Source organism: Nocardia sp. NPDC050710, assembly GCF_040654375.1.
GTDB lineage: Bacteria > Actinomycetota > Actinomycetes > Mycobacteriales > Mycobacteriaceae > Nocardia.
This window is the reverse complement of sequence record NZ_JBFAHV010000008.1, coordinates 106,667-130,049: the sequence shown is the minus strand read 5'-3', so window position 1 is coordinate 130,049 and position 23,383 is coordinate 106,667. Positions and strand designations below refer to the sequence as shown.

Here is a 23,383-nt window from a genome sequence, read left to right as displayed (position 1 = left end):
CCGAGTATCCGCCATCCCGAGAGTCGGCTGAAATTCGTCGTCGACTCTCGGGCAGCGAGCAAGACCGCGCATTCGAGCGTGTTGCCCGAATATCGGTTCAGGAGCGCGGCTTACGCCGTTCCGGGCGCTTGCCACCGCTGCGTTCCGGGCGCGGTCCGCGGCTGAACGCGCGCTGCTGCGGGGGACCCGAATCCAGTTGCAGCTGGATCAGCTGACCGCTGATCCTGGTGCGCCGCAAAGCCTCCAGGGTTTCGTTGGATAGGTCGGCGGGCAGTTCCACCAGGCTGTGATCCGGGCGGATGCTGATATGTCCGAAGTCGCTGCGGCGCAGGCCGCCCTCGTTGGCGATGGCGCCGACGATGGCACCGGGCACCACCCGGTGTCGCTTGCCGACACTGATCCGATACGTCGCGAGTTCGGCCCCGGTACCGCGGTTGAACGAGCCGCCGCGCTCCTCGTCGAACTTGCGCGCGGGCCGCTCGCGCGGCATGCGCTCGCGCTGCGGGCGTTCCACCGGTTCCGGCTCGGGCTCCATGAAGAAGTTGTCGCCGTCGTAGGAACCGACCGCGAGCGCCGCCGCGATATCGACCAGCGGAATGTTGTGTTCGCGCTCGTAATCCTCGATGAGCTTGCGGAACAGCGCCAGATTCGCGTTGGACAGGGTCTCGGTGATGGTGTCGCCGAATTTGGCCACCCGCTGCGCGTTCACATCGTCGACGCTGGGCAGCTGCATTTCGGTGAGCGGGTGCCGGGTGGCGCGCTCGATCGCCTTGAGCAGATGCCGTTCCCGCGGCGCGACGAACAGCAGCGCCTCGCCACTGCGCCCGGCCCGGCCGGTGCGCCCGATGCGGTGCACATAGGACTCGGTGTCGTGCGGAATGTCGTAGTTGACCACGTGCGAAATGCGGTCCACATCCAGACCACGGGCGGCCACATCGGTGGCGACCAGGATGTCGAGCGCGCCGGACTTGAGCTGCCCGATGGTGCGCTCACGCTGATTCTGCGCGATATCGCCATTGATCGCGGCGGCGGAGAAGCCGCGGGCGCGCAGCTTTTCGGCCAATTCCTCGGTGCCCTGTTTGGTGCGCACGAAGATGATCATCGCCTCGAACGACTCGACCTCGAGAACACGGGTGAGTGCGTCCAGCTTGCGCTGATGCGAAACCTGCACCCAGCGCTGGTTGATATTGGTGTTGGTCGAGGTCTTGGTCTTGACGGTGATCTCGACCGGATCGTTGAGGTACTGCTTGGAGATCTTGCGGATCGCCGCGGGCATGGTGGCCGAGAACAGCGCGACCTGCTTCTCCTTGGGCGTATCCGCGAGGATGCGCTCGACATCCTCCTGGAAGCCCATCTTCAGCATCTCGTCGGCCTCGTCCAGCACCAGATACTGCAGCTGCGAGAGGTCGAGCGTGCCCTTTTCCAGGTGGTCGATGACGCGGCCCGGCGTGCCGACCACCACGTGCGCGCCGCGGCGCAGCCCGGACAGCTGGACGCCGTAGCTCTGGCCGCCGTAGATCGGCAGCACATGCAGGCCCGGGATATGCGCGGCGTAGCGACCGAAGGCCTCGGCCACCTGGATGGCCAGCTCGCGCGTGGGGGCCAGAACCAGCGCACGCGGATGTTTGCCGGTGGCCTGCAGGCCCATCAGGATCGGGATGGCGAACGCCGCGGTCTTGCCGGTACCCGTCTGCGCAAGCCCGACCACATCGGCGCCGGAGAGCAGCGGCGGAATCGTCGCGGCCTGGATCGGCGACGGCGACTCATAGCCGACATCGGCGATGGCCGCCAGGAGGCGGTCATCGATCCCGAGATCGGCGAAGGTCGGGCCGTCGGTGTCCCTGTCATTGTCGCCAGGAACGCTGGACATACCCTCCCCGCCGACTCCGTCGGCTGCCGTCCCCGATTCGACCTCATTGGTGCTCATTGACCAGGAGTTTACTGCCTTGTTGTAGTCGTCCCGGCCACCGGCCCAATACGGTGAGATCTATGCAACTGAATGACTCGCTCGCACATCAGGACCCGGCAGTCTCGACGGTGCCGGTGGCCGTCGTCCAGTTCGCGCCGGGAACCGAGCCGTCGGACAATCTCGCGGTGCTGCGCGAGCACGTCCGGACCGCCGCCGAACGGGGCGCCATGGTGGTCGTCGCACCCGAATACTCGATGTTTGCGGTCACCCGGCTCGATGAGCGCGTCGTGGCCGTCGCCGAACAGCTGACCGGGCCGTTCGCCACCGGTCTCGGCGCGATCGCCGCCGAGTTCGGGGTATATCTGGTGGCCGGGATGGTCGAACAGGTCGAGCCCGGAGCGGATCGGATCCGCAACACCCTGGTCGCCTTCGATCCCGCTGGAACATTGATCACGCGGTACCGCAAGGTGCACCTCTACGACGCGTTCGGGTACCTGGAATCGGATGTGGTGCAGGCGGGCGCCATCGAGACACCCGCCACATTCACGGTCGGAGCTGTGACATTCGGCATGCAGACCTGTTTCGACCTCCGTTTTCCGGAGGGATTCCGCCGCATCGCCGCCGCGGGCGCCCAGGTGCTGCTCCTGCCCGCGCAGTGGATTCCCGGACCGGCGAAGGTGGACCAGTGGACCACGCTGGTGCGGGCCCGCGCGATCGAGAGCACCGTCTACGTCGCCGCCGCCGATCAGGCCGCGCCACGCGGCGCGGGCGCCTCGATGATCGTCGATCCGACCGGCCGGGTGCTGGCCGAACTCGGTGACGAACCCGGCGTGCTCAGCGCCGATATCGACCTCGAATATCTCGCGACGGTGCGCATCACCAACCCGAGCCTGGCATTGCGTCGATTCGCGATCACCGAGCGGGTTGCGGAGTAGCGTTCGAATCGATGATCTACACCGATCGGGCTGCCGCCGGTCGCGCACTGGGGGCCGAGCTGGAACACCTGCGCGCGTCGATGCCGCTGGTGCTCGGGCTCCCGCGCGGCGGCGTCCCGGTGGCGGCGGCGATTCGCGACGTCATCGGCGGTGATCTCGACATCCTGCTGGTCCGCAAACTGGGCGTGCCGTGGCAGCCGGAGCTCGCCATGGGAGCCATCGGGGAGGACGGCGTCCGGGTGCTGAATCCGGATGTGTTGTCGCATATCGGGATAAGCCCGCAGCATTTCGACGAGATCGAGGATCGCGAACGTGTCGAGCTGGAACGTCGCCGCGCCATGTGGCGTGGCGACGCCGAACCCGTCGCCATCGCGGGCCGCACCACCGTCATCGTCGATGACGGCATGGCGACCGGCGCCACCATGGTCGTCGCCTGCCGGGTGGCGCGATTACATCAGCCGACCCGGATCGTGGTCGCGGTTCCGGTCTCCTCGTCCGAAGCGGTGTACCGGGCGGCGGGCGAAGCCGACGAGATCGTCTGCCCCTGGATTCCGGAATCCCTCGGCGGCGTCGGTAGCGCGTACCGCGACTTCCATCAGCTCGAGGACGACGAGGTCACCGACCTGCTGACCTGACCCGCGGCTCAGACTTCGCTGATGCCCTTGCGGTGGCGCTGGGCGAGTTCGGCGTAGAAGCCGGGGTTGAGCTTGACCCAGCCTTCGGCCTGGGTGCCTTCGATCGACTTCTTGACCTGGGCGGGGGAGCCCGCCGCGAGCACACCCGCCGGGATGTCGGCGTGCGGCGGGACGAGGGAATGCGCCGCGATCATGGTGCCCGCACCGATCGTGGCCAGGTCCAGAACCGTGCAGCCGTTGCCGACGATCGCCTCGGCGCCGACGGAAGCACCATGGAAGACCACACTGTGGGCGATGGTCGCGCCGGGGCCGATCTCCATCGGCACGTCCGGCGGCACATGCAGGACGGCGTTGTCCTGGATGTTGGCGCGCTCCCGGATGGTGATCGGCGCGAGATCCGCGCGCAGCACCGCGCCGTACCAGATGGAGGCGCCCGCCTCGACCCGCACATCACCGATCAGGGTCGCCGTCGGCGCGACGAACGCTGTCGGATCGACCTGCGGCCGCTTGCCTTCGAATTCGTACAGTGGCACGCTCTTCCGCCTCTCCGTGATTTTGCCGGTCGCTGGGTGCCGCAACAGTATCGTCGCGGGCCGGCGGTCAGGTCGCCGGTTGGATTCCGGGCGTTCCCGGTGAGTTACCCATGTCCGTGTCAGATCAGTTGTCTCGTAAGCGTTCGGCGTTGGCGCTGGTCTTTCCAGCGGCGTTGAGCATCGGGCGCAGATGGGCGGTGAAGGCCTCGGCATCGACCGGGGCGACATCCACATCGGCGCCGGTGCGGACCGTGTACCGACCGTCGCCCGCGACATCGATCCAGCACAGCACCCCGAAGGGGCGCAGCTCGCCGTCGGCGCGGCGGGCCGAGACCACGATCTGGCCGATGCCGTCGCGCGGGCGGTTGAGCAGACGGCGGATGCGCGCGGGCGCGGTGGGTCCGGCGACGGGAACGGTCACCAGATCCCTGCTGTCCTCGCGGACCCGGGGCAGCGGTGCGGTGAGCCGGGCGGCGGCGCCGGGCGGGCTGTCCGGGAGCGTCGAAACGACCCGTGCGGCCAAGCTTTTCGGACCGCCGACGAACAGCCGGATATCGCCGCCGCGATCCGGGGCCGAGCCGGGTCGTTGGGCGGCCACCACCGCGATGTGGCCCGCGGTCGCGCCGAGTACCCGCACCGTGCGCGGGTCGTGCGCGGGTACGGTGCCGTTCGTGCCGATGGTCGCCCGTTCGGCATCCGAGACCGTTGCGACACCGAGCGATTCGGCGCCGAGCGCGGCCCCGGTCAGCACCGACCGGTGCTCCTCGGACCTGCCGCGATCCGGCTCGGCGGCCGAATTGTGCTCGCCGTACACCTCCAACCGCACCGTCGGGCGCGCCAGCACCCGCAGCGCGGCCTCCAGATCGGCGTCCAGAACCCGATCACACCAGCTGTTCAGGTCCGGCAGCTGAGCGGCTCGCTCCACGGTGTCGCGGGCGGAGAGCCGGACGGCCAGCGGATAGGGGATACGGTCACCGTCGGTGCGTTCCCAGGCCAGCGCGAACTGGTCCGGGGTCAGCGTCCAGTTCACTCCAGCTCGGTCCACTCTCCGACCACCGGCGGCGTCGTCGGATCGAGCGAGCCGATCAACTCGCCCGCTTCGTCGGCCGGTTCGAGGAAGGTCAGTTCGTCGTCGTCGATCCAGTGCAATTCGTCGTCATCGTCCGCAGCGGGCTGCGCGGCGGCGCGGGGCGAGGGCGGCGATCCGATGCCCGAACTCGAACGCGGACTATCGGCGGCGGCGAAGGCACCGCCCATCAGCCCGCCGACGGCGCCTGCCCCCATGCCGTTGACGGCTTCGCCATTGGTATCGCGGCGGCGCTCTTCGCGTTTGCGTTCGTCGTCCGCGGTGTTCTGACTGCCGCTGCCCGGCACCGTCGGCGCGACCATCGGGTCCGCGGCGGCGGGTACCACCGGCGCGCCGGAGGCCGTGGGGACGACGCGCTCGGGGATGGGCGTCGCCGTCGCGGGCGTCACCGGTGCGCCCGTCGCGGCGGCCGCGGTCTGGGTGGTCGCGGGTGCCGACGGATCGACCGCACCCGGGACGGCGATCGGAACGGTGGCGGCGGGAATCGTCGCGGGCGCGGTCACCGCGTCCGGGGTGGGCTCGGCGTGCGAGGGCTGCGGGGTGGTCACGGCGTCCGGGGCGGGCGCCGTGGCCGAAACCGGTTGTACGGTGGGTATTCCCACACCCTCCTGACGGGCGGGGACGCCGGTGAGCGGCGCGGCGGCCGCGGTGACGGGCGCCTGGGACGGGTCCGCGGGCGAAGCGTCGGGGAATGCGGGCACTCCGGATCCTGCCTGGATGAACGCATTCGTGTAGATGCTGTCCATCGCCTGCACTACGTCCTGGCGGTCGTGCTCGGTGGCCTTCTGGGTAGCGCTGTTGCCGGTGGCCTGGTTCGGATCCAGCAGTGCCGCCGACAGATCCGGCGGAGCGTCGTTCGGTGTGCCGACCGCGGCGCGCAATGTCTCCGCGGCGTCGCCCGCCTGGCCGAGCCGCTGCGCCACCGTCGACATGACGTCGGCGAGCTGCTGGCCGTGCTGCTCGAACGAACGCACCGCCTCGGTCGCGGTCTGCGCCGCGCCGCCGCGCCAGCCGTCGGCGATGAGCGAGCGGATCTCGGTGTGCGCTTGGGAGACCGCGTCGGCCAGACCGGTCGCGGAGCCCTGCCAGGCTTGCTGTCCGGCGTTGAGCAGCGCCGGATCCATCAGCTCCACCGCGGCGTGGATCTCCCGGTGTGAGAGGTTGTCGAAGATCTCCACGCTCGGCGCGTAGTCGGGATCGGTGCGGGTGTGTGGCGCGCGTTCGGTGCCGAAGGGGATCTCACGCATGGGTCGCTCCCGTCGCATCGATCCGGCCGACCGCCGTGGCGAGTTCGTCGTCGGAGCGGGTATAGGCCGCCGCGGCCGCGCGGAAGGTCTGGGCAAGAGCGCGCGCGGCGTCGGCGTACTCCTGCAGCCGGATCACCGCGTCATCCGCCTTCGTCTCGAAGCCGCTGCGCAGCGCGTCTCCGGAGGGGAACCCGCCGAATCCGGGCAGTGAGGTCGCCGCGGCGAGCACCCTGATCTGCGCCTCGACCTCATCGGCGAGCTGTTCGTACCGGCGGGCGCAGCGATCATGGGCGCCCTCGGCGACCAGCACCCCGTCGATCCACAGCCGCCCCTCCTCGACCGCCCGATTCAGAGCCGTCACATCCGATTGCACCGCGATCCCCCTTCCTCATCGTGCCGCGTCTACCGCCGTACCCGGTTCACCGATGCCGTGCCAACCCCACGACGACACCCTGCAGCCAGTCCGCGATGTCAGCGGCGACCCGCGCGTGTACCGGTTCGTGCAGCAGATCGTGCCCGGCCTCCGCGTACTCACGCAAACTTACCGTTTCGTGGCGTCCAGTCCATACCCTCATCGCATCGATCGGCGCCCGCCGGTCCTCGGCGCCGTGCACAGCCAGCACGGGCAGGTTGCTGGGCATCGGGGTGCCGGGCGCCCCCGGCATGCCGCCGCCCAGTGCGCGTTTCGGCACACCGGACAGCACCAGGCCGGTCAGTTCGCCCGCGGGCAGGCTCGGCGTCACCGGGTAGTTGGACTCGACCGCGGACAGGTCCGCCGCGGAGCCGATATCGGGGACGGCCGCACCGAGCATGCCGAGCGCGGTGACGGCGCCGAGCGAGTGACCCATCAGCACCATGGGGGTGTTCGGTAGCTCCGCGCGCACCAGGTCGACCAGCATTGTCGCGTCCGCCACCAGTTGGGCCAAGGTGCCCGGTTGTTCGGGATCGCCCTCGCTGAGTCCGTGCCCCGCGGTGTCCAGCGCCCAGACCTCTATATCGATGGCCTTCAGGGTCCGGGCGAAGCGGTGGTAGTGGCCGCTGTGCTGGCCCAATCCCGGCAACAACACCACTACGGCGGTGCTGTTGTCGACCGGCCATCGCCGATAGTGCATCCGGCCCCGCGCGCCGTCGAAGAAAAGCATGCACCGATAGTGCCAAAACTTCTGCGTCTCATGTGACCTCACCACGGAAACCGTAAGCCGACTAGACTGCGCGAGTTCGCCGCGCCGCCAGGAGGATCGCCGTGTCCGTCAGCAAGCCTCGCCGTCCGATTCGCCACGGCTGGTTCACCGCCGCGCTGATTGCCGTCGCATGCATCGGGTTCGGCGCGCCGCCGGCGTCCGCCGAACCGGTTGCCGGATGCGTGCCCGCGGCCGCGTCGACCGTATTGTCCCCGGGCGTTCCACTGCTCGACTGGTCGGAGAACGTGGCCTACGACGCCGCGGGCAACCTCTGGGTTTCCCGCATCTACCGCAACGAAGTACAGCGTTACGACGGCTCGGGGCGGTTGACCGCGACCGTACCCGTCGAGTTCCCCGGTGCCGTCCGGCTCGGGCCCGATGGGTTGCTGTATGTCGTCTACGGTGCGTCACCTACCAGCGCGATCCGCCCCGGCGGTGTGGTCCGCTTCGACCCGGCCGCCGCCACGCCGCGGCCGGAGGTGTTCGTCTCCGGCTTCACCTTCCCCAACGGCGCCGCCTTCGACACCGACGGTGTGCTGTACGTCGCCTCGACCGCGACGGGCGTGATCAAGGTGCGCCGCGACGGGACTGTCGACGCGGAGTGGACCGCGCGGGCTCCCGGTGCGGGAGCCAACGGCATCGAGGTGCGCGACGGCATTGTCTATCTGACGTCGAACGCGGGTCCGCTCGGCCGGGTCATGAGTTTCCCCGTCGATGCCCCGGAGCGGCGCACGGTGCTCGCGGATCTGTCCTCGTCGCTGCCCGGTGTGCCCGACTTCGCCGATGATCTGCTCGTCGACCCCGACGGCATCGTCTACGTGGCCACGCTCTCGGGCAAGCTGGTCCGGATCGATCCCCGGGGCGGCGCGGCGTGCACGGTGCTGAGCACCGAGCCGATGACATCGGTCGTCGCGGTGCCCGGTAAGCCCGGCGAACTGCTGGCGGGCACCGAGCGCGGGGGAGTGCTGCACATTCGCCTGGTCCCGTAGCGGTCCGGTTCCGGCGACTCCGCGCGGGAGTCCGCTCAGCGTGATCCGGCTCGGTCGGTCTCGGGGGTCCACGGCGGTGCCGGATTGTTCGCGCCCGGTCCCGGCCGGACTTCGACATCGTGCGGTTCGAGCTCTTCGCCGCAGCATTCGCACACCACCTTGGCATGCGTGACCTCACCGCAGATCCGATGCACCAACTCGGTGGGGGCGCCGTTGATCAACCCGGTGTGCTTCTCACCCCAGGTCAGGATGGCCGCGATCACCGGATACAGATCGAAGCCCGCCGGGGTGAGGCGGTACTGGTGCAGCGTGCGCTGCGGGCCGGAGGCGTATTCGCGGCGCTCCATGATGCCGAAGTCGACGAGCCGGTTCAGCCGCTCGGTGAGGATATTGCGCGCGATGCCGGTCCGGCGCTGATAGTCCTCGAAGGTGCGGGCGCGGAAGTAGGCGGCGCGCAGGATCGCGATCACCCAACGCTCGCCGAGTACGGCGCCTGTGCGTTCGATGGCGCAGTTACTGGCCAGGAGATCGTCGTGTTTCATCACGAACAGAATAGCCCGTTGCAAAACGCAACGACGTCGCCTAGCTTCTAGTTGCATGTTGCAACGACGCGCGCTGGCGCTGCTGGCCATCTGCGGTAGTGCGTTCCTCGCCTTCCTGGACACCTCGATCGTCAATGTCAGCTTCCCGGACATCGCGGCCTCCTTCCCCGACGCCGACCGGGCCGAGCTGAGCTGGGTGCTCGACGCCTACTTCATCGCGATGGCCGCGCTGCTGGTTCTCGCGGGCGGACTGGCCGATCGGTTCGGCCATAAGCGGCTGTTCCTCTGGGGTACCGGACTTTTCGTACTCACCTCGATCGCCTGCGCGTTGGCCCCGAGCTGGCAGCTGCTGGTCGGCGCCCGCACCCTGCAAGGGGTGGCCGCGGCGATCATCGCACCGGTTTCGCTGGCGCTACTGCTTCCCGAATTCCCATCCGAACGTCGTGCGGCGGCCGTGGGCATCTGGGGCGCGTCCGCCGCCCTGGCCGCCGGTGCGGGGCCGCCGCTCGGCGGGCTTTTGATCGAGATCGCGGACTGGCGCTGGATCTTCCTGATCAATATCCCGGTCGGCCTGGTTATCGTGGCCGCGGGCTGGGTGGGGGTGCGTGAATCGGTGCACGACAAGGTGAACGGTCTGCCCGATCTGCTCGGCGCACTGCTGTCCGCGCTGGGCCTCGGCCTGCTCGCGCTGGCCATCATCGAGGGTCACGGCTGGGGTTGGGGCAGCCTCGACACCATCGCGTGCTTCACCGCCGCCGCAATTCTGCTCGGCTGGCTGGTGCGGCGGTGCCTGACGCACCGGCAGCCGGTGGTCGACCCCGCGCTCATGCGGATCCCGAGCTTCGCCGTCGGCAACCTCGGCACCCTGCTCTTCGCCATGGCCTTCTTCTCGATGGTCCTCGGCAATATCCTGTTTCTCACCGGCGTCTGGCAGTACAGCATTCTGCGGGCCGGTCTGGCCGTGCTGCCGGGGCCGTTGCTGACCACCCTCGTCGCCATCCCCGCGGGCCGCGTCGCCGACCGTTTCGGCCATCGCGTCGTCATCGTTCCCGGCACTGTCGTCTACGCCATCGGTCTGCTGATCCTGCGCGGCAGCAGTGTCGATCCGGACTTCCTCGGCACGTGGCTCCCCGGCCAATCGTTGGTCGGCATCGGCATCGGTCTGGCGTTCCCCGCGCTGGGCGCCGCCGCCTTGGCCGACGTGCCCGCCGACCGGTACGGATCGGCCAGTGCCGTGAGCGCCGCGTTCCGCCAATTCGGCGCGGTCCTCGGCACCGCATTGCTGATCGCCATCATCGGTGCGCCCACCACCGCCCAGGCCGCACTCGATGCCGCCGATCGCGCCTTCGTACTCGGCATCGGCGCGGCGCTCGCCGCGGGCGCGGTCGCCATGGCCCTTCGGCCCCGGCCTGCGATGGCTGACGAAACGCCCACCGCCGCAAGCATTTCCCTACCCGACCCGGCCGAGGCACGGTCATGAGGAACCGATACCTCGCCACCGCTGCCGAATCGGTGCTGCGTATGGCCCGGGTGACCTTCACCGCCCTGCAATCGCTCACCCCGTCCGGTCGTCGCCGCCTCGTACTGGAGCTGCGGATCGCCGTCGGCGCGGCTCTGGCCGAGTCGGCCCTCGAGACCCCCGCCGACTTCGGCGCGGCCGCACCTCCCGTCCCCCGAATCGCCTGGGACCTCTGGCATTACGTAAACCACCTGTCGAATCCCCGCTGACCGGGCCGCGCTGTCGCATCCCTGTCTGCACCGGCGGTCTCAGCGCAACGGAAGCTCAGGTGCCACCACGCGATTCGGTGGATCGATAGCGAGATTCGCCGCGGTCCTAGGGTGCGGGCCGGTCGGGTGGGAGCAGTTCGGTGGGCGCGGCTTGGCGCCAGGAGTCGAGCAGGATGTCGTGGAGTTCGTCGGTGTCTTCCAGTGCGGACAGACGGACGCGGACCCAGGAGGACGAGGCTTCGTGCGGTGGGACCCAGAATTTATGGGGTTCGGCGGCGATGAGTTCTTCGCGTTCGAGCTTCGGGCACCGGACGGCGAAGGAGCTGTAGTCGTCGGGAATGGTGACGAACATCTTGCCTGCCACGTCGAAAGTGGGGTGTTGCCAGCGTTGTTTTTCCACGGTCTTCGGGAAGGACAACGCGATGCGGCGCACGTCGTCGGCGTCGAGCACAGTTCTTGGCCTCCGGTCGGGGTGTAGAACCTCTATCCTGCAACATCGCGCTGCGGCCCCGCGAAAGCCCCACTCGGCAGGAGTCGCGGGAGGCACCGGAGATCAGGGGATGGCGGCGGCGATGCGAGCCGAAATCGCGCGCAGGTGCTCCACCAGCACCGGCGGCTCGTGCACCTGGAAGTCGGCGCCGAGGCCGATCAAACGGTGAGCCAGCCACTCCGGGCTGTCGTCGCGGACGGCGTCCAGGCGGCAGGACATATCGTCGACCGACGTGACCTCGCCGGGTGAATCGCCGAGGCGACCCGCCACCCGACCGGCCGGGGCGTCGATGGTGACCGATACCCGGAACGGCACTGTGCCCCAGTCGGTTCGGTGTCCGGTGACATAGGCGGCCGGATCCGCGGCGGGTAGCGATCGCGGGGTGAAGCGAGCTCCGGTGGGTTGCGGGCGCTCGATGCGGTCCACGCGGAAGATGCGCCAGTCATCGCGGTCCATATCGTGTGCGACGAGATACCAACGCCGCCGCGAGGGTACGAGGCCGAGCGGTTCGACGTGTCGGCGGGTTTCGGTGGTGCTGTCCTTGCGGTACGCGAAACGTACACGCTCCCTGTTGGTTACGGCGGCGGCCAGAACCGTCAGCGCCTCCGGATCGACGGCGGGTCCGTCGCCGGTGGGCGGCACCAGCGCGGTGCCGAGTACACGCACCCGCCTGCGCAGCGTGGCGGGCAGCACCTGCTCCAGTTTCGCGAGGGCGCGGACCGACGCCTCCTCGATACCGGTGATGGCCGAACCGGCGGCCGCGCGCAGGCCGACGGCGATCGCGACCGCCTCCTCGTCGTCGACCAGCAGCGGCGGCATGGCGGCACCCGCGACCAGGCGGTAGCCGCCGGTCGCACCCATGGTCGCCGTCACCGGATAGCCGAGTTCGCGCAGCCGGTCGATATCCCGGCGCACCGTGCGGTCGGTGACACCGAGGCGTTCGGCCAGTTCACTGCCTGGCCATTCGCGGGGCGTCTGTAGTAGCGAGAGCAGACGCAGCAGACGAGCGGGGGTGTCGTTCATGAATTTCAGGATTCCAGATAACTAGGACATGAATAGTCCTATATGAGTTCTACAGTCGTTGACGAACCGAGTGACCGACCGACAAGGAGACCCCCGATGAGCAACGACCGCACCGCCATTCGCCCGTTCCGGATCGAGATCCCGCAGGCCGATATCGATGACCTGAACGATCGGCTCGCCCGCGCCCGATGGTCGGCCCAGCTGCCGGGCGCCGGCTGGGATCGCGGGGTCCCGGTGGACTACTTGCGGGAGCTGGCCGAGTACTGGCGCACCGGTTACGACTGGCGCGCCCAGGAAACGGCGCTGAACGAATTCCCCCAGTTCATGACCGAAATCGACGGCCTGGACGTGCATTTCGTGCATATGCGGTCGCCGGAACCGGATGCGGTGCCGCTGATCCTGACCCACGGCTGGCCGAACTCGTTCGTCGAATTCACCAAGACCATCGGCCTGTTGAGCGATCCGCGTAAGTATGGACTCGATCCGGCGCAGGCGTTCCACGTCGTCGTTCCCTCGGTGCCCGGCTTCGCGTTCTCGCAGGCGCCGGACGAACTCGGCATGACTCCCGCCCGGGTGGCGCGGATGTGGGTCGAGCTGATGGAACGGCTCGGCTACCCGCGCTACGGCGTTCAGGGCGGCGACCTCGGCGCCTATATCGCACCGGAGATGGCGATCGCGGCCCCGGACCGGGTGATCGGGGTGCATCTCGACGGCGGCATCGGCATGCCCACCGAGGCCGACGTTCCCACCATGACTTCGGACGAGTTGGCCGAGTGGGAGCTCATGCAGAAGTGGATGACCGGCGTGAACCACCACGTGCTGCTGCATGCGGCGCCGCAGACCTTCGCCCATGCGTGGACGGACTCACCGGTCGGCCTGCTGTCCTGGCTCATGCACAAATTCAACGAATTCACCCCGATGGCCGAGCTTGCCGAGGATGTGATGGACCGCGACCATCTGCTGACCAACATCAGCCTGTACTGGTTCACCAATACCGCGGCCACCTCGTCCTGGCCGATGTACAACGGCCTCGGTGACGACGGTTTCGCATGGCCCAAGGGGCAGCGGCGGGTGCCCACCGGCGTCTACGGCGGCGGTTCGGCCCTCATGCTGCGACTTGCCCAGCGGGACAACACGATTGTGCATTGGCCCGAGGGCAATACCGGAAACCACTTCGTGGCGATGGAACTGCCGCGAATGCACGTCGACGATATCCGCGCCTTCTTCGCCAAGGTGCGGTGAGCACCGCGACCGGTCGCGGATCGGGTCCGGGCCCCGTCGCGCGGAATGTCAGTTGCCGGAGGGGGTTGCACTCTGGGCCGAACCCGCGAGCGGGTTCGGCGCGGCCGGTGCGGCGGGATCCGCCGGCGGGGCCGCCGGAGCGGGCGCGGGCGCGGGCAGTTCCGGCACTACGAAGGTGCCGACCGTCGGCATCATCACGCAATTCGCGAATGGGTAGTTGATGATGCCCCACATCGAGGCGATCACGGTGCCCGGTCCGCTGTCCACGGTCTTCGACAGCGTGGGCAGTCCGACCTCGGTCTTGTCGTCGAGGGTGTCGATACCGCTGCGGCCGTTGTTGATATTCAGCCAGGCCACCACCAGACCCGAGGCCAGCGGCGCACCGGAGTGCGCGGGCGCCGCGCTGAAGCGCAGCGTGCCGGGGTCGGGGCTGACGCCCTGGTTGCGGTTGGTGCCGTCGGTGGTGCCCGCGGCGATGATGGTGGTGATCGGGCCGTTGCTGCCGCATCCGAAGGTCGGGGCCGCGTAGGCGAAGGGCACGAAGTTGGCCGCGACGTGCCGCAATTGGGACACGTCGACCAGCTTGGTGTACTGGTTCAGCGCGTCGACGCCTGCCTGCGCGGTCGCGTCCTCGCCCGCTTTCACGGTGAGGTCGGCGAGCGCGGCCTCGACCGGCGAGGCCGGTTCGGCCGTGGCAGTGCCGAGAGTCAGAACCGCACCGATGCCGAGAGAAGTCACTGCCGCGGCCGCGCGTGCGATGGTTCTGCCGTTCACCACATAACTCCCTTACCTGCCGACCGCGGGTTTTCCCCGTCCCACGCGCAGCAACGTACCAGGTCGTCATCGCGCGCGCCGAGGTAGCCGAGTCTGGTAGCTCGAAGTTTGCCCGACTTCGCGTATTCACCTGGTGTGATCCCGCTGACAGCGGGAGAGTACCGGGAGGTAGGGTTCCACTCGGAAGTACGAGACACCATGGGAGTTATGTATGAAAATATCCCTGTCCCCCGACGAAGTCGCGTTCCGCGACGAGTTGCGCCGGTTCTATCGCTCCGAGATTCCCTCCGAGATCCGCGAGCGTGTGAAACACGGCAAGGAGCTGTCCCGCGAGGACGTCGTCACCACGCAAAGGATCCTCAATGACAAGGGTCTTGCCGTGCCGAACTGGCCGGTGGAGTGGGGTGGCAAGGACTGGACGCCGATGCAGCACCACATCTGGCACGACGAGATGCAGCTCGCCTCGGTGCCCGAGCCGCTGACATTCAACGCCCAGATGGTCGGCCCGGTCATCGCGCAGTTCGGTTCCCAGGAGCTCAAGGAACGTTTCCTGCCGCCGACCGCCGCCCTCGACATCTGGTGGTGCCAGGGCTTCTCCGAACCGGATGCGGGCTCCGATCTCGCGTCGCTGCGCACCACCGCGGTCCGAGACGGCGACTCCTACATTGTCAACGGCCAGAAGATCTGGACCACGCTGGCCCAGTACGCGGACTGGATCTTCTGCCTCGTGCGCACCGATCCGAGCGCGCCGAAGAAGCAGGCAGGCATCTCCTTCCTGCTCTTCGATGTCAAGAGCCCCGGCGTCACCATCCGCCCGATCAAGCTGATCGACGGCGGCTACGAGGTGAACGAGGTCTTCTTCGAGAACGTCCGCGTCCCGGCCGACCAACTCGTCGGCGAGGAGAATATGGGCTGGACCTACGCGAAATTCCTGCTCGGTAACGAGCGCACCGGCATCACCGGCGTCGGCCGCACCAAGGTCAAGCTCGGGGTCGCCAAGGAATACGCGCGCCAGGCCCGTTCGGGCTCCGGCACGCTGCTGGAGGACCCGCTGTTCGCGGCCCGGATCGCCGAGCTGGAGAACGAGCTGCTCGCCCTGGAGCTCACCCAGTTGCGGGTGGTCTCGAATTCCGAAGAGGGTAAGCCGAATCCGGCCTCCTCGGTGCTGAAGCTGCGTGGGTCCGAATTGCAGCAGGCCGCCACCGAGCTGCTGCTCGATATCGCCGGACCGGACGCCCTTCCGGTCGACGCCGACGACATCGCCTCGCCCGGGTGGGCGCAGCGCAGTGGTCCCGGCTACCTGAACTACCGCAAGACAACCATCTACGGAGGCTCCAGCGAGGTGCAGCGCACCATCATCGCCTCCACGATCCTCGGATTGTGAGACGACACCATGGATTTCGAACTCACCGATGAACAGGTCATGCTGCGTGACACGGTCCGCGACCTGCTCGCCCGCAATTACGATCCGGAAACCCGGCTCAAGGTGACCGATACCGAACTGGGTTGGAGCCGCGACGTCTGGAACCAGCTCGCCGAACTCGGCGTACTCGGTTTGCCGTTCGCCGAAGAGGACGGCGGCGTCGGCGCAGGCCCGGTCGAGACGATGGTGGTGCTGGAGGAGGTCGGTCGCAGGCTGGCGCCCGAGCCGATCGTGGACGCGGTCTACGTGCCGGGCACGCTGGTGGCTCAGGCGGGCAGCGCCGAGCAGCGGCAGCGGATCCTGCCCGAGATCGCTTCGGGCACCAAGCTGCTGGCCTTCGCGCACGCCGAATCCGGGATGCGCTGGCCCTCGACCGAGCTCACCACCGTGGCGTCCGCCGGGCCCGCCGGTGGTAATTCCTACGTGCTGACCGGTATCAAGAATCCGGTCCCGCACGGGGACGCCGCCGACGAACTGGTCGTCAGCGCGGTGCTGCCCGGCGGCGGGGTCGGCCTGTTCTTGGTCCCCGTGGACGGCCAGGGCGTGGTCCGCAAGTCCTACCGCACGGTGGACGGACTGCGCGGCGCGCAGATCGAACTGGATAACGCGCCCGCCGAGTTGCTCGGTGACTCCCTCGACGCGGCGGAGCCGGTGCTGTCGGCGCTCACCCACGCACAGGTGCTGTTGTGTGCCGAGTCGATCGGTGCGATGGAAGAGGCGCTGCGGCTGACCACCGAATACCTGAAGACGCGCAAGCAGTTCGGTGTCACGCTGTCGAAGTTCCAGACGCTGACCCAGCGGGCGGCGAATATGTACGTCTCACTGGAACTCGCGCGCAGCATGAGCCTCTATGCCACAGCGGCACTGGCCGACGACGCCATCGATCCGGTCGTGACGTCGCGGGCCCGGTTGCAGGTTGGTCGCTCGGCCCGGCACGTCGGCCAGGAGGCGATCCAGATGCACGGCGGCATCGGCGTCACCGCGGAATACCCGGTGGGCCACTATGTCGCGCGGCTGACCGCGATCGAGCGGACACTGGGCGGCGAGCTGGCGCATCTGCGGGTGCTCAGTGAGCGAGTCGGGGAGTACGAGCTGCCCGAGCTGTAGACACGGTATTCGCCGGGTGCCGGTGCGGGTCAGGATCCGCGGCGGCGCCCGGCGTTGTGCTGTTCGGGGGTGTGATCCGCCGGGCGGCTGCGTTTTTCGGGTTGCGCGCGTCGTAGCGGGCGACCGTGCCCGCTACTCCTCTTCTTGGTAGAGGGTGGTCGGCCGCGTCGAGGCCGGACGCCGGGTGGTGGTCGGCTCTTCCTGCGGGGTGGTGGCCTCGACGGTCGATGTGCGGGTCCGGGTGGTGGGCGCCGAGTCCTCGGTCTCCACGGGCATGCCCGGGACCGGCGTCTCCTGGGGGGCGCCCGACTCCCGGGGAGTGGACTCCGGCTCACTCGACCGCGGCGTGTAGCCCGGCGGTCGCCGTGGCGGCCCGGCCGGTGCGATCTGCCAGCTGGGCGACGGCGGGATGATCACCTTCGGTGCGGTCACGGTGGTACCGCCTCGGACGGTCGCGACGACCGCGGCCGGGTCGGTCTTCAGTGGCGGGGGCGACACGTAGGTTTCGTGTCGCCCGATTCCACAGGCCCCGATGAGAATGAGACCGACGGACACCGCGCCCGCCGCGACTGCCGGACCGGCAATCTTGGCCCTGCTGTTCACCATCGGGGACACTCCTCGTGTGTGGACCGGCGTTGCCGGCATCGAGTGGCCTCACCTTAATCCAGGTCGGTCGACCGGGCCAGGTGAGAGGTCGCTGTGGTTGCGCGTGAGACGCGCATTGTAAATATCGTTAGTTCAGATATCGAATTGATCTCTTCGGCGTGTCGCGGGCACGTGTCGTGGCTCTACGGCGTGCCCGGGCCGTAGCGTATGTGATCAAAGTTACGCGTGAGACGCCTGTACCAAGATGAGAGACGCGCTGCTCGAGCCGCGCGATGGCAATACTCTGATCGGCGTCATCGAGGAGTAGATGATGGGAGCATACTCGACAACTCCGCTGCGATCCGCTTCCGCGGCCGCCGATTCGGCGGACTCGGCAGCAGTGCAGCGCACGGTGTCGAAATCGCCGGACCGCGTCCTGTCCACGATCCTGTCGCGGACGCTGGCCTGGTTGATCTTCATCGGCGGGATCGTCGGAGCCGTACTCGGCATCGCCGGGCTACATGTCGAAATCACCGTCGCCGGATTGATTCTGGCGTGCACCGCGGGCCTGGTCCTGCTGAAGCTGCGCGCCGACGGCGGGAAGGTCGCCGAAACCGGCTGAAATACACTCGCTTACCGCATGCCGTGCCGGAAACCGCACAGCCGCATCGAATTCGGTGCTCGCGATGACCGGTCGATCCGGACCGGAAGGCGACACGCGCCCGCCTAGGGTGATCGTATGAAGATTGCGATCACCGGCGATGTCGAGCGGTTCGAGGCGCAGACCGAATCCTTCCTGCGCCGTGATCCGCTGCGGCACACGGTAATCACGACGATCATCGCCAACCGTCGTAGTGGACTGGACAACACGACCGACCCGTGCCACTTCGTCTCGGTACACGGCGACGACGGGTCCGTGCACGGCGTCGCCGTGTGGGTGGCCGGTCGCGAAATCTATCTCGGTCGATTGCCCGCCGACAGTGTCGACGCGGTCGCCGACGCCTTCGCCGAAGCGGTCCCGCAGACCGGTGGGGTGGAGGGCGCGACCGATACCGCGCTGTCGTTCGCCGAACGCTGGGCGGCGGTGCGTGGCGTAGGGTTCCAGCTCTCCTATGTCACCCGGCTGTACCGGCTCGACACGGTGCGCCTGCCCGATGTACCCGGGTCGCCACGGCGCGCGACGGAATCCGATCTGGCCCGCTGCATGGAGTGGTCACAGGCGATGCGCGTGGAATCCGGTATCGCAGTCGGGGGCTGGAATGCCGTCGCCATGCGCCGCCGCATCGCCGCGGGCCGCTGGTGGCTCTGGGAGCGCGACGGCCGCCCCGTCAGCCTCGCCGCCCACCAGATCCCCGCCCACGGCTGGGCTCGCATCGGCCCCGTCTACACCCCGCCCGCGGACCGCGGCAACGGCTACGCGGCCGTCCTCACCGCCCACGTCGGCCACACCCTTCGCACCGGAAATGTCGACGTCTGCCTCTTCGCCGACCGGGCGAATACCACCGCCAACAAGATCTATCGTGCTATCGGCTTTCAGCACGTCCGCGACTTCGCCCACTACGACTTCGGCTGATTCGCGGATCAGGCGCGGGCGACCCATTCGAAAGCGTCGGCTTCGGAGCGGGTTCCTTCGGCGGTCCGGGAGCGGTTGGGTTCGCGCAGCTCGGTGAGCAGGGTTTCGGTGAGAGTGACCAGGGTGGCCAGGGTCGACGGGGTGAACCAGGGCGGTCGGGTGGCGAAGAGGATGTCCTCGGTGGAGGTGTTGCCGCTGGCGCCGGGAGCGAAGGGACAGCCGCCGAGGCCGCCGAGGGAGCCGTCGACCATGTCGGCGCCCGCGGCCAAGGCGGCCAGGGTGTTGGCGACGCCCATACCCCAGGTGTCGTGGCCGTGGAAGACGATGCGGCGCCGCGGTGTTCGTTGCGCGACCGCCGTGACCAACGCCGTCACCTGGGCGGGATGGGCCTGGCCGAGGGTATCGGCGAGGACGATGTCGGCGGCGCCGTCGGTGCGGGGATCGTTGGCGATGGCCAGTACCCGTTCCGGATCGACCGGGCCGTCGAACGGGCAGGTGAAGCTGGTGGCGAGGCAGAGCTGGATTTCGCCACCCGCCTCGTGGGCCAGGCGCACCGCATCGGGCATGGCGGCGACGCTGTCCTCGGTGCTGCGCCCGATATTGGCCTTATTGTGCGCATCCGAGGCGGAGAAACAGTATTGGAAGTTGCGCACCCCCGCCGCGGCCGCCTTCTCGACATGCCGTGGCGTGGCGACCCACACCCAGCACCGTTGCAGCTCTTCGGCGGTCAGCGCCGCGATGAGTTCCATGGTGTTGGCCATCGGCGGTACCAGATCCGGCCGGGCCATCGAGCCGATCTCCAGCGCGGGCACGCCGAGTGCGAGCAGCCCGCGGACGATCTCCACCTTGCGCTCGACCGGCAGCACCTTGCCGGTGAGCTGCAGGCCGTCGCGCAGCGTCACATCGCGCAGCACCGATTCGGTGAGTCCCGTCATTTGTCCTCCCGCGCCTGCTTGGGCACGCACATCACCCCGGCCCAGGATTTCCGGTTCGTCCCGGCCGGATTCGGATGCACCGTCGGTCGCCGCGGCGAGGGTGACCGCGGCTCCCATCGGCCCCGTCCCATCGGTCGCCGCCGCTCGGGATGCCGCCGGTTCACGAGGTCTCCAAGGCGTCGATCTCGACATCGCTCATGCCGAGTAGTTCGGAGAGCACCTCGCGGGTGTGTTCGCCGAGATCGGGGCCGACATTGCGGATGGGCAGGGATTTCTCGCCGATGACCGGGACGATGCCGGGGAATCCGACCGTCTTCGGTTCCGGCGCACCGACATCCACCGGGAAGGGCTGAATCATATTGCGCGCCAGATACTGTTCGTCGGCGACGATATCGGCGGCGGTGTAGATGGGGCCGCACGGGATGGCGGCGCCCTCCAGAATGCTCAGCGCCTCGTCCCGGCTGTGGCGGATCGTCCACTCGGCGATCGAGGCGTCCAAGCGTTCCCGGTTGCGCCAGCGCCCGGCATTGTCCTGGAGTTCGGGATCGGCGGCCAGATCGGGGCGTCCGATCACCCCCATGTAGCGCTGGAAGATCGCGTCGCCGTTGCCGCCGATGATGATGCTGAACCCGTCGGCGCACGGATAGGCATTACTCGGTGCGATGCCCTCCATCCGGCCGCCGACGCGTTCCCGGTTGATGCCGTACGCCAGATAGTCGGGGACGAGGGATTCCATCACCGACAGGATCGCCTCGTTCAGCGCGACATCGATGACGCGCTCGGGTAGCGGAATCGAATCGGCCTTCGCGCGCTCGCGCTGGAACAGCGCCATCACCGTGCCGAACGCCGCGTAGATGCCCGCGATGGAGTCACCGATGGATACCCCGACCCGCACCGGCGGCCGGTCCGGGTCGCCGACGAGTTCGCGCAATCCGCCGACCGCCTCGGCGACCGCGGCGAAACCGGGACGCGCGGCGAGCGGACCGGTCTGCCCGTACGCGGAGATGCGGGTGATCACCAGATTCGGATTGGCGGCATCGAGGACCTCGGGCCCGAGTCCCCACTTCTCCAGCATCCCCGGCCGGAAGTTCTCCAGCAGCACATCGCACTGCCGGATCAGATCCAGCACGATGTCGCGGCCCGCTTCGGTCCGTAGATCCAGGGTGATCGACTTCTTATTGCGATTGACGGTGCGGAACAGCATGGAGGTGTCACCGCCGTAGAGCCGCCAGTTCCGGAGTTCGTCGCCGGCCTTCGGACGTTCCACCTTGATCACCTCGGCTCCGAAGTCGCCGAGGATGCGTCCGGCGGTCGGCGCCGCGATGTAATTGCCGAGCTCGAGGACGCGAACTCCGTCCAACGGCCGAATACTCATGGGGACCAGTGTGGACTATCCGCCGTCCGGCAACGGCGTGCACCTCACCTAGCGGTATGCCGCGGCAAGCCACGGTGACCGGCGCCACAGCCCGGCTCGCCATGCCTCCCCTCGGGCGCCGCGACATCTGCGCCCGCGCGACCCGGCCGGTGGTGCGGGTTCCGGCCGGGTCGGCTGGTCAGGCGGCCGCGGTGTCTTTCTCGACGATCGAGGTGACTTCCTCCACGATCGAGTAGTGCTCGGCATTGCCGGACAGGATGGTGCTCGGCCTGCCGTCGACGCCGACCGGGACATCCCCGGCCAGCGTGATCCGGGTCAGGCGGCGGGGCTGATCGTCGTAATCGTCGATCGCGTAGTGCTGGGTGGCGCGGTTGTCCCAGATGGCGACGTCACCGAGCTGCCAGTTCCAGCGCGTGGTGTTCTCCAACCGGGTCACCCGGTCCTGGAACAGGCGGAACAGCGCCTGCGACTCGCCGGTGGACAGGCCGACGAAATGCTTGACGAAGTGGCCGACCAGCAGCGACTTCTCTCCGGTCTCCGGGTGCACCCGGACTACCGGATGCTCGGTCTCGAAGTAGGTCGACTGGAATTCGGCGCGGTAGGCGGCCGAGTGCGGGCTTTCCTTGTCGTTGTGTGCGGCGGCGTAGTCGTAGACATTGGTGTGCACGGCGCGCAGATTCTCCGCGAGCAGCCGCAACGGCTCCGGCAGTGACTCGGACGCGGCGACGGTGGAGGCCCAGGTGGTGGAGCCGCCGTAGGACGGTAGGTGCACCGCGCGCAGGATGGACGCCTTCGGGATCCGGTCGACGAAGGTGACATCGCTGTGCCAGCTGTTGGCGCGGCCGTTCTCGGAGTCGATGGCCAGGCTCTTGACGCCCTTCGAGGTGACCGTCGGATGTGGGGTGGTCGGGGTGCCGAGCAGTTGGGCGAACTCGTGCTGACCGTCCTCGGTCAGGTGGTCCTGGCCACGGAAGAAGATGACCTTGTGCTCCAGCAGCGCTCGGCGGATCACCTCGACGGTAGCGGCGTCCAGATCGCCACCGAGTCGGATGTTGTCGATCCTGGCGCCGATGCGGGCTCCGAGTCGGGTCACCGTGGCGGTGGATGGGGTGGCGTGGTCGACCGTCATGGGATCACCTTCGCTGCTCGATATCGATTGATGCGGTATCGAGCACACCACCGAAACAACCCCCGCCACCAGGGTTTTCGTCGCTGTGATCACAAACGCGGAGGGCGGGGGATGCCGGGTGAACCTCAGCCCACGTGTTCGCGCAGATACGCCAGATCGTCGGCGACGCCCTCGGCGGGGGTCTCCAGGATCACGGGCGCGTCCGCGGTGCGGCACACCTCGGCCAGCAACTGCGGGTCGATGGTGCCGTCGGCGAAGTTGGCGTGCCGGTCCGCGCCGGAGTTGAATTCGTCGCGGGAGGAGTTCAGGTGCACCAGGTCGATGCGGCCGGTGATGGCCTTGATCCGCTCGACCACCCCGACCAGTTCCTCACCGCCGGCCCAGGCATGACAGGTGTCCAGGCAGAAGCCCGCGCCGAAATCGCCGACCGCGTCCCAGAGCCGGGCGATCGAATCGAAATGCCGCGCCATGGCGTGATTACCGCCCGCGGTGTTCTCGATGAGGATCGGCACCGCGAAGCCGCCCTTGTCCTGCTGGCGTTCGAACAGCTTGCGCCAGTTGACGATTCCGTCCTCGATCTCCGCGTCGGAGCGGACGTGACCGCCGTGTACGACCAGTCCGAACGCGCCGAGGTCGGCGGCGGCCTTCGCCTGCTGCGCCACCGCGTTGCGCGAGGGCATCCGCAGCCGATTGTTCAGGCTGGCCACATTGATCTGATACGAGGAGTGCACCACCACATCGATCGGACTGGCCAGAATCTCCTCGGTCCGCGGATGCGGGGCGGGCTTGTCCCAGCTCTGCGGATCGACGACGAACAACTGGATGACATCGGCGCCGAGCTTCTCACCGAAGCCGATCGGGTCGCTGTCGAGCCGGACGTGTGCTCCAATGCGCATGGGCTCAGCCTAGTGACTGGCACCGACAGCTCGCGGACAACCGAT

The 23,383-nt window shown here is 68.3% G+C and carries 25 protein-coding genes; 10 read left to right on the top strand and 15 right to left on the bottom strand.

What is annotated here, in order from left to right; all coding sequences use genetic code 11:
- Nucleotides 1-97: 97 nt before the first annotated feature.
- Nucleotides 98-1,870: a DEAD/DEAH box helicase gene (locus AB0H61_RS16840; RefSeq protein WP_357305210.1), complete on the bottom strand. Its 1,773-nt coding sequence runs from the start codon at nt 1,868-1,870 to the stop codon at nt 98-100.
- 119 nt (nt 1,871-1,989) lie between these two features.
- Here AB0H61_RS16840 and AB0H61_RS16835 point away from each other — a divergent pair, with 119 nt between their 5' ends.
- On the top strand, nt 1,990-2,844 hold the full coding sequence (locus tag AB0H61_RS16835; protein ID WP_357304840.1) for a carbon-nitrogen hydrolase family protein: 855 nt from the start codon (nt 1,990-1,992) through the stop codon (nt 2,842-2,844).
- Between the two features lie 11 nt (nt 2,845-2,855).
- Nucleotides 2,856-3,479, top strand: coding sequence for a phosphoribosyltransferase family protein (locus tag AB0H61_RS16830; RefSeq protein ID WP_357304837.1), 624 nt, complete (start codon nt 2,856-2,858; stop codon nt 3,477-3,479).
- 8 nt (nt 3,480-3,487) lie between these two features.
- Here the strand turns inward: AB0H61_RS16830 and AB0H61_RS16825 are convergent, their stop codons facing one another.
- The 5 genes from AB0H61_RS16825 to AB0H61_RS16805 all read right to left on the bottom strand — a co-directional run bounded on the left by AB0H61_RS16825 (nt 3,488) and on the right by AB0H61_RS16805 (nt 7,488).
- Nucleotides 3,488-4,012 (bottom strand): gamma carbonic anhydrase family protein, encoded by a 525-nt coding sequence (locus AB0H61_RS16825; protein WP_357304834.1) that lies wholly within the window; start codon nt 4,010-4,012, stop codon nt 3,488-3,490.
- Nucleotides 4,013-4,136: 124 nt separating this feature from the next.
- Complete coding sequence (locus tag AB0H61_RS16820; protein WP_357304832.1) at nt 4,137-5,042, bottom strand: ESX secretion-associated protein EspG; 906 nt, start codon at nt 5,040-5,042, stop codon at nt 4,137-4,139.
- On the bottom strand, nt 5,039-6,346 hold the full coding sequence (locus tag AB0H61_RS16815) for a WXG100 family type VII secretion target (RefSeq protein WP_357304829.1): 1,308 nt from the start codon (nt 6,344-6,346) through the stop codon (nt 5,039-5,041). The genes AB0H61_RS16820 and AB0H61_RS16815 overlap by 4 nt, the downstream gene beginning before the upstream one ends.
- Nucleotides 6,339-6,707 carry a hypothetical protein gene (locus AB0H61_RS16810; RefSeq protein ID WP_357304826.1) on the bottom strand — a complete coding sequence of 123 codons (369 nt, stop codon included), beginning with the start codon at nt 6,705-6,707 and terminating at the stop codon, nt 6,339-6,341. Before AB0H61_RS16810 ends, AB0H61_RS16815 begins: the two co-directional genes overlap by 8 nt.
- Before the next feature lie 58 nt (nt 6,708-6,765).
- Nucleotides 6,766-7,488 carry an alpha/beta hydrolase gene (locus AB0H61_RS16805; RefSeq protein WP_357304823.1) on the bottom strand — a complete coding sequence of 241 codons (723 nt, stop codon included), beginning with the start codon at nt 7,486-7,488 and terminating at the stop codon, nt 6,766-6,768.
- A 101-nt stretch (nt 7,489-7,589) separates the two neighbouring features.
- On the opposite strand from AB0H61_RS16805, the gene AB0H61_RS16800 reads away from it, so the two are divergent.
- Nucleotides 7,590-8,516, top strand: a complete 927-nt coding sequence (locus AB0H61_RS16800) for a hypothetical protein (protein ID WP_357304820.1) — start codon at nt 7,590-7,592, stop codon at nt 8,514-8,516.
- 35 nt (nt 8,517-8,551) lie between these two features.
- Here AB0H61_RS16800 and AB0H61_RS16795 read toward each other — a convergent pair whose 3' ends face one another.
- Nucleotides 8,552-9,058 carry a helix-turn-helix domain-containing protein gene (locus AB0H61_RS16795; protein WP_357304817.1) on the bottom strand — a complete coding sequence of 169 codons (507 nt, stop codon included), beginning with the start codon at nt 9,056-9,058 and terminating at the stop codon, nt 8,552-8,554.
- A gap of 55 nt (nt 9,059-9,113) precedes the next feature.
- Here AB0H61_RS16795 and AB0H61_RS16790 point away from each other — a divergent pair, with 55 nt between their 5' ends.
- The gene (locus AB0H61_RS16790) at nt 9,114-10,538 is read left to right on the top strand and encodes an MFS transporter (protein WP_357304814.1); all 1,425 of its coding nucleotides are present in this window, start codon (nt 9,114-9,116) and stop codon (nt 10,536-10,538) included.
- Entirely contained in the window at nt 10,535-10,786 is a 252-nt protein-coding gene (locus AB0H61_RS16785; protein ID WP_357304812.1) for a hypothetical protein, read from the top strand. Before AB0H61_RS16790 ends, AB0H61_RS16785 begins: the two co-directional genes overlap by 4 nt.
- A gap of 106 nt (nt 10,787-10,892) precedes the next feature.
- On the opposite strand, the gene AB0H61_RS16780 is transcribed toward AB0H61_RS16785, so the two are convergent.
- Both AB0H61_RS16780 and AB0H61_RS16775 read right to left on the bottom strand, forming a co-directional pair.
- Entirely contained in the window at nt 10,893-11,237 is a 345-nt protein-coding gene (locus AB0H61_RS16780; RefSeq protein WP_357304809.1) for an MmcQ/YjbR family DNA-binding protein, read from the bottom strand.
- A gap of 102 nt (nt 11,238-11,339) precedes the next feature.
- Nucleotides 11,340-12,299, bottom strand: a complete 960-nt coding sequence (locus tag AB0H61_RS16775; protein ID WP_357304806.1) for a YafY family protein — start codon at nt 12,297-12,299, stop codon at nt 11,340-11,342.
- Between the two features lie 96 nt (nt 12,300-12,395).
- Between AB0H61_RS16775 and AB0H61_RS16770 the strand changes: the two genes are divergently transcribed.
- Complete coding sequence (locus AB0H61_RS16770) at nt 12,396-13,541, top strand: epoxide hydrolase (protein WP_357304804.1); 1,146 nt, start codon at nt 12,396-12,398, stop codon at nt 13,539-13,541.
- 48 nt (nt 13,542-13,589) lie between these two features.
- Here AB0H61_RS16770 and AB0H61_RS16765 read toward each other — a convergent pair whose 3' ends face one another.
- The gene (locus tag AB0H61_RS16765; protein WP_357304801.1) at nt 13,590-14,315 is read right to left on the bottom strand and encodes a hypothetical protein; all 726 of its coding nucleotides are present in this window, start codon (nt 14,313-14,315) and stop codon (nt 13,590-13,592) included.
- Nucleotides 14,316-14,526: 211 nt separating this feature from the next.
- Here AB0H61_RS16765 and AB0H61_RS16760 point away from each other — a divergent pair, with 211 nt between their 5' ends.
- Both AB0H61_RS16760 and AB0H61_RS16755 read left to right on the top strand, forming a co-directional pair.
- The gene (locus AB0H61_RS16760; RefSeq protein ID WP_357304798.1) at nt 14,527-15,699 is read left to right on the top strand and encodes an acyl-CoA dehydrogenase family protein; all 1,173 of its coding nucleotides are present in this window, start codon (nt 14,527-14,529) and stop codon (nt 15,697-15,699) included.
- 9 nt (nt 15,700-15,708) lie between these two features.
- Nucleotides 15,709-16,845 carry an acyl-CoA dehydrogenase family protein gene (locus tag AB0H61_RS16755; RefSeq protein ID WP_357304796.1) on the top strand — a complete coding sequence of 379 codons (1,137 nt, stop codon included), beginning with the start codon at nt 15,709-15,711 and terminating at the stop codon, nt 16,843-16,845.
- Between the two features lie 132 nt (nt 16,846-16,977).
- Here AB0H61_RS16755 and AB0H61_RS16750 read toward each other — a convergent pair whose 3' ends face one another.
- Nucleotides 16,978-17,451: a hypothetical protein gene (locus tag AB0H61_RS16750; RefSeq protein WP_357304793.1), complete on the bottom strand. Its 474-nt coding sequence runs from the start codon at nt 17,449-17,451 to the stop codon at nt 16,978-16,980.
- Between the two features lie 310 nt (nt 17,452-17,761).
- Here AB0H61_RS16750 and AB0H61_RS16745 point away from each other — a divergent pair, with 310 nt between their 5' ends.
- A complete protein-coding gene (locus tag AB0H61_RS16745) occupies nt 17,762-18,052 on the top strand; it encodes a hypothetical protein (RefSeq protein ID WP_357304790.1) in 291 nt (96 codons plus the stop codon).
- Nucleotides 18,053-18,169: 117 nt separating this feature from the next.
- Complete coding sequence (locus tag AB0H61_RS16740) at nt 18,170-19,003, top strand: GNAT family N-acetyltransferase (protein ID WP_357304787.1); 834 nt, start codon at nt 18,170-18,172, stop codon at nt 19,001-19,003.
- An 8-nt stretch (nt 19,004-19,011) separates the two neighbouring features.
- Here AB0H61_RS16740 and AB0H61_RS16735 read toward each other — a convergent pair whose 3' ends face one another.
- The 4 genes from AB0H61_RS16735 to AB0H61_RS16720 form a co-directional block, all read right to left on the bottom strand.
- A complete protein-coding gene (locus AB0H61_RS16735; RefSeq protein ID WP_357305208.1) occupies nt 19,012-19,938 on the bottom strand; it encodes a hydroxymethylglutaryl-CoA lyase in 927 nt (308 codons plus the stop codon).
- Between the two features lie 160 nt (nt 19,939-20,098).
- Nucleotides 20,099-21,313 (bottom strand): CaiB/BaiF CoA-transferase family protein, encoded by a 1,215-nt coding sequence (locus tag AB0H61_RS16730; RefSeq protein WP_357304784.1) that lies wholly within the window; start codon nt 21,311-21,313, stop codon nt 20,099-20,101.
- A gap of 178 nt (nt 21,314-21,491) precedes the next feature.
- Complete coding sequence (locus AB0H61_RS16725; RefSeq protein ID WP_357304781.1) at nt 21,492-22,442, bottom strand: TauD/TfdA family dioxygenase; 951 nt, start codon at nt 22,440-22,442, stop codon at nt 21,492-21,494.
- Between the two features lie 125 nt (nt 22,443-22,567).
- On the bottom strand, nt 22,568-23,338 hold the full coding sequence (locus tag AB0H61_RS16720; protein WP_357304778.1) for a deoxyribonuclease IV: 771 nt from the start codon (nt 23,336-23,338) through the stop codon (nt 22,568-22,570).
- Nucleotides 23,339-23,383: the final 45 nt, after the last annotated feature.